Below are 6,308 nucleotides of genomic sequence, written 5' to 3'. Positions count from 1 at the left end.
CGTGTACCTGGGGTTGCCGTGCTCCCCGCACCTGCGGGGATGATCCCCGGGTTCCCTTGGGGACGAGGAGGATGCCGCGGTGCTCCCCGCACCTGCGGGGATGGTCCCGGCAGACGGTTGTTGACGTAGCCCTCAGCTCGGTGCTCCCCGCACCTGCGGGGATGGTCCCCCCGACGAAGGCGCCCCCGCGACCTGAGCCGCGTGCTCCCCGCACACGCGGGGATGGACCCAACGACGTTCCCTACGACCGGGAAAAGACGTACTGCCCCTCGCACGCGCGGGGATGGTCCCAAGCAGGCCAACCAGCTCGAGACCGGCGACGTCTGCTCCCCGCCTGCGCGGGGATGGGGCCACCCCCGCGCGTGCAGGGAGCAGGTCCGAGCGGGACGTCAGCCGTTCGGGGACGCGGGTCCATCCTCGCGCGTGCGGGGAGCAGAGGTGCGCCGAAAACGCCTGCATCGTCAGGGTGGGGCCATCCCCGCGTACGCGGGGAGCAGTACAGGGCCCACAGTCCCCGCTCCGCGGCCTCGGGTCCATCCCCGCAGGCGCGGGGAACAGCCGCCAGAGGCGACCTAGGAGATGGTTCCGTCGGGACTATCCCCGCAGTACGGGGAGCAGACCGCGAAGCCCGGCGTCATCTTCGTCGAGCAGAGGCCGTCCCCGCGCGCGGAGCAGCTGGAGCAGTCCGAGGAACCCGCGAAGGCCGTGGCACCATCCCCGCGTGTTCGGGGAGTAGGCCCTCCAGCCAGACGACCGCGCGCACGAGGCTGGGGCCATCTGTCGGCGTTGGCGTGCGCGAGGTCGAGGGGTCCATCCCCGCAGGTGCGGAGAGCGCCGTGCTGCGACGACGCGGTGATGAAGTTGAGGGGGACCATCCCCGCGGGTGCGGGGAGCAGTACTGGATGAACTCCGGCCCTGCGTGCCCGTGGGGACCATCCTGCGGGTGCGGGGAGCAGGGGAACTGATCGGCCGCTGAATCCCGGTGATTGGGACCATCCCTGCGGGTGCGGGGAGCAGGCAAGAACCCTTGGAGGCTCCTGCTAGCCCGAGGGGCCATCCCCGCACGCGCGGGGAGCAGCGGGGGGCGCCGATCGCCGCGTACAGGTCTCCGGGACCACCCCCGCGCGGGCGGGGAGCAGATCTGGCCCGGCAGCGTATTCGCCGCCTCCCAGGGACCATCCCCGCGCGTGCGGGGAACAGCCTGCGGTAACGGCCAGGAGGTCACTGCCGACGGGACCATCCCCGCATGCGCGGGGAGCAGCTGGCCGGGTTCCGGATGCGGTGGGCCTCGGAGGGACCATCCCCGCGTGTGCGGGGAGCAGTCCATCTGGACGTTGACGTTCTCCGAGTCGTCGGGGCAAACCCCGCGCGTGCGGGAAGCAGACAGTCGCGGCCAGGACGTAGCCGCCGCAGCGGGGTCCATCCCCGCACGCGCGGGGAACAGTCGTGTAGGACTTACGGGACCGAAGCGTAGTGGGGGCCATCCCCGCGCTCGCGGGGAGCAGCACCTCCTCCAGTCGCCCCGTGTGGCTGCCGAGGGACCATCCACCCACGCGCGGGGATCAGGGGCAGGACGGCGTGCCGCCCTCGGAGTGGACGGGTCCATCTCCGTACGTGCGGGGAGCAGGCCGCCACCTGGACCGTGACAGCAGCTCTGGGACCATCCCCGCGCGGGCGGGTCAGTTCCGTGTCCACTTCGACGGTCGTCGCTGGGAGGGACCATCCCCGCGGGCGCGGGGAGCAGCAGGTCGACACCGCGGCGTCGGCGAAGCGCACGGGTCCATCCCCGCGCGTACGGGGAGCAGTACATTGGGCCCTCGATCACGCCTTTGCCAGGAGGTCCATCCCCGCGTGCACGGGGAGCAGATGACGCCGGCCGCGGAGTTGATGGCGCGCGTAGGACCATCCCCGCGGGCGCGGGGAGCAGGACGGCGAGATCGCCGCCGACGCGATCAAGGAAGGGCCATCCCCCCCGTGCGCGGGGAGCAGACCTCGTTGGGCCGGTTGGTCTGGTCGAACGCGGGACCATCCCCGCGCGTGCGGGGAGCAGCTCGCGGCGGACTCCTACTCGGCGATGTCGCCGGGTCTATTCCCGCGGACGCGAGGAGCAGCACGACAACTGCCACTGCTACGCGGAGCCCGTGGGGCCATCCCCGCGTGCGCAGGGAGCAGGCGCGCACGTCGCCGCCCGCCGGGACGACGTAGGGGCCATCCCCGCATGTGCGGGGAGCAGCAGCCCATTCTCGGCCCGATGATCAGGCTGGGAGGGGCATCCCCGCGAGAACGTGGAGCAGATCATTATCGCGATCATCGCGAGCGCCTTGCTGGGTCCATCCCCCGAAAGCGGGGAGCAGCGGGCCGTCCTGACGTATGCGGCACGGGGGTGGGGACCATCCCCGCACGCGCGGGGAGCAGTTGGCTCCGAGCGCCTTCGGCTTCCTGTGCTTGGGACCATCCTCGCGCGGGCGGGGAGCAGGAAGGGACAGTCGGCATGACGCTCCTCGGCACGGGACCATCCCCGCATGCGCAGGGAGCAGGCCTGCTCTACCTTTGCCGCGGCCTCCGCCTGAGGTCCATCCCCGCGGGCACGGGGAGCAATCAGCAGCCTCACGGAACGAAGATCCGAAGTCGGAGCCCCCTACGGGAGATGGAGGGCCGATGGCCTTCCGACTGCCCCCGCACTCGCACGAAAGGCTCCGGTAGTAAGGTCACTGCTCAGCCGTCGTCTACTGGTCCTATCACGCACGCACATCCAGGACCCGGACGGGGCGCCCCTCCCACTGCTCTGGGACGGTGGTGGCCACGATCGCACCGTCGGGACGGTCCGGAGTGGGCTGGGCGGCGTATTCGGTGTGGGCGCTGGCCCAGCCCTGCTGTTGCGCTACCGCGAGTGCAGCGGGCAGGTCCAGATCCAGGACGGTGACGCCGGGCATTGCAGCAAGGTGCTCGGCTGTTCCGGGCCGCGCGCGGTCTGCTTCGACCAGCACGCAGGTAGGGGCGTACAGGTACCAGCCGGCCTCGGCATGAGCGCGGTGAATCAGCCGGGAGGCCAGCACGTTGCCCGCGCCAGCCGCGGCCATCGCCGTGGCATCCAGAACGATGTGGGTGCCGCTCACCGGCCGGTCGCCCTGGCCAGGCGCCGGTCCAGTTCAACATCCAGTTCTTGCTGCTCAGTGATGCTGGGCGCGTAGCCCGTCCACTCCTGCAGCGCAGCGCGGGCCTGCTCAGCCCGTTCGGCACGTTCCTGAGGAGTCAGGAGGGTATCGGCCAGGCGCGCCAGGTAGGCGCGCAGGGACAGCCCCTCGCTGGCCGCGATGGCCGCCAGCCGATCTTTGGCGCCCTCAGGGATTCTCACGTTGGCATCAGACATTGCGCTCCTTCCCATCCAGACCGATAGTACGGGTACGCACCCGTACCCGTCACTGACAATGCAAACCTGCCGCATCAAAAGCCCACACGCCCCGCGTCACTCCCCCGGACCACAGGGCCCACTACGACGTCCTTGAGCACCATCAGGGCCCGGACAACGACATCACGTCCATCCCCGCACGCGCGCGAAGCAGAGCACCCGCCACAGCTCATCCAGCACCAGGAAGGGTCTATCTCCCGCGGACGCGGGAAGCAGTAGCTCTCCCCAGCCAGCGGCTCCAGGTCATCGGATCCATCCCCGCGCGTACGAGGGACAGAGGCCGTCGACGGCGCCGAGCACGACTCCCGCGGGTTCACCCCCGCGCGTGCGGGGAGCAGGGCGGCGCCGGCTGGCCAACGCGGGGCGTCGCGGCCCCCGCGTGTGCGGGGAGCAGATCGTGCCGCAGCGCCTGGAGCTGGCGAGGCCGGGGCCATCCCCGCGCGTGCGGGGAGCAGTCCTTGCTGATCGTCTTGAACAAGGTGGTTTCGGGTCCATCCCCGCACGTGCGGGGAGCAGACTCGCCGGCCTGGGCTTTCACCAGGCAAGAGAGCCGTTCTGAGCAACTTTCAAAGATTCGGTCATTTCCACCACCTGGGTGCACGGGACAGCAACTGCAGCGTACGGCCACCCGCAGGCCCAATTGCCGAAAATGCACCGCGCGAACAGCCGGACCATAAGCCGAACGGCGCCACCCCCGCACGCGCGGGGAGCAGGTGCGCGAAGAACGGGTGCGGATCGACAGCGGGGGTCCATCCCCGCGTGCGCAGGGAGCAGTCTGCGCGTCAGCTGACGGAGGCCGCCATACTGGGGGCCGTCCCCGCACGCGCAGGGAGCAGACGAAGCTGAAACAGATCGGATTCCCTTTCGAGGGACCATCCCCGCACGCGCGGGGCGCAGTCGACCTTGATCGTGGCCCGCTCCAGGGCACGGGATCCATCCCCACGCGCGCGGGGAGCAGTCCTGGAAGGCCGCAGGCGGCGACATGGGCCAGGGTTCATCCCCGCGGGCGAGGGAGCAGACCATGTCGCCCTTCAGCGCGCTGTCGCCGGTGGGTCCATCCCCGCGGGTGCGGGGAGCAGGGCGCCGGCGGAAAGGCCGGGCCAGGGTGGTGGGGATCATCCCCGCGAGTGCGGCGAGCAGGAACTCCCGCCGTCCCGGGTGATGGTGACGTCGGGTCCATCCCCGCGAGTGCGGGGAGCAGAGGGTGATCAGCCCGTTGTAGGTGTCTTCCTTGGGGCCATCCCCGCACGCGGGGAGCAGGACGAGGAGCTCTACGACGGCATCACCCACGAGGGTCCATCCCCGCAGGCGCGGAGAGCAGCGGATCTGTGAGGACTCGGCGACCCATACCCGGGGTCCATCCCCGCACGCGCGGGGAGCAGTCGAGGCAACTCGGGCCTCCCGGCTCGGAGCCGGGACCATCCCCGCGTGCGCGAGGAGCGGGTCGTCGACGGCTTCGGTGTCGTGAAGCCCACGGGTCCATCCCCGTAGGCGCGGGGAGCAGACTCTTTCACCAGGCATTCTGCCGCCACCAACCCACGAAACCCAACACCTTCACCATTGCGCGGGCCATACCCGCAAGCGCGGGGAGCAGTTCTGCAAGCTTCGCAAGGCCTTGGCCATGTCGGGTCCATCCCCCGCAGACGCGGAGAACAGTTGACCTTGCGGTAGCGGATGGGCCCGTTGTTGGGGCCATCCCCGCGTATGCGGGGAGCAGTGTCTGCAAGGATCACCGCCTATCTAGGAGCCGGGGCCATCCCCGCTGGCGCGGGGAGCAGGCGATGATGCCTACGGTCTCGACGACGGTGCGGGGGCCAACCCCGCGTGCGCGGGGAACAGTACGGGCCCAAGCCGCCCATCACCCGTACCGAGGGACCGCCCCCGCGCGCACGGGGAGCAGCCGCCGGGGTCGACGTAACCGCGGAACCGGCAGGGGCCAACCCCGCGGGCGCAGGGAGCAGAGCGCGGTGAGGGCGGGCCGGCAGCGGGCGGTGGGACCATCCCCGCGGGCGCGGGTAGCAACTGGCGACGCTGATCGCCGGCCTCAAAGGCGCGGGTCCATCCCCGCGTGCGCGGGGAACAGATGCCGTACGCGTCTGATCTAGGGTTATCCGCGGGTCCATCCCCGCATGTGCGGGGAGCAGGCCGGACACCAGGGAGAACAGGCGTACGTCACGGGGCCATCCCCGCAGGCGCGGGGAGCAGCCGGTCTGGACGCCGTACGTGCGGGACACGCCGGGGCCATCCCGCTCGCGCGGGGAGCAGAGTATGCCGTCGTCGAAGTCGCCGGTCGGCCGGGGTCCATCCCCCGCGTGCGGGGAGCAGGGCACCAAGGCCGCGGACATGGGCAAGGCCCTGGGTCCATCCCCACGTCCGCGGGGAGAGCAGATCTGGTTTGGACAGGCGCTCCGGGAGATGGGGCCATCCCCGCGCGTGCGGGGCGCAGCCTCATCCTGCCTGAGGTGTGCGCTTCGCCGCGGGGCCATCCCCACGCGTGGGGGAGCAGTCGTACTCTTCCGGAATCCAGGCTTCCATGGTGGGTTCATCCCCGCGTGCGCGGAGAGCAGTGCACGAACATCTCGTGGTGCTTGGTGAACGGGGGTCCATCCCCGCGGGTGTGGGGAGCAGCGGAACTCTTCGTTGATGCGCTCCGCGTACTTGGGGCCATCCCCGCGCGCGCAGGATCCCCCGCCAAGGATGCTGCGGCTTACGGCCGTCCGGGCCGTCTACCGCGCTCGAGGTGCGCCAACACCTCGCGGTCGCCGGCCCGGTTGAGTCAGCAACCCGCAGTCCGGCGGGGGGCGGCCGCCCGCCCCGGGGAACGACATGGGGGGGCCAAAAACAGTAATTAACCAAAAGTTCCACCACCACAACCCCGGAAGCACCCTACCCGCCAGAC

2 protein-coding genes are annotated in these 6,308 nt (G+C 70.8%); both read right to left on the bottom strand.

Annotated elements, in window-relative coordinates:
• Positions 1 to 2,738: 2,738 nt before the first annotated feature.
• Positions 2,739 to 3,080: a hypothetical protein gene (locus ACWFRU_RS41020; RefSeq protein WP_453693810.1), complete on the bottom strand. Its 342-nt coding sequence runs from the start codon at positions 3,078 to 3,080 to the stop codon at positions 2,739 to 2,741.
• A gap of 32 nt (positions 3,081 to 3,112) precedes the next feature.
• A complete protein-coding gene (locus ACWFRU_RS41015; protein ID WP_453693762.1) occupies positions 3,113 to 3,370 on the bottom strand; it encodes a hypothetical protein in 258 nt (85 codons plus the stop codon).
• Between the last annotated feature and the right edge of the window lie 2,938 nt (positions 3,371 to 6,308).

This window comes from Streptomyces sp. NPDC055099 (assembly GCF_053607685.1).
This window is presented reverse-complemented; position numbering and strand designations above follow the sequence as displayed.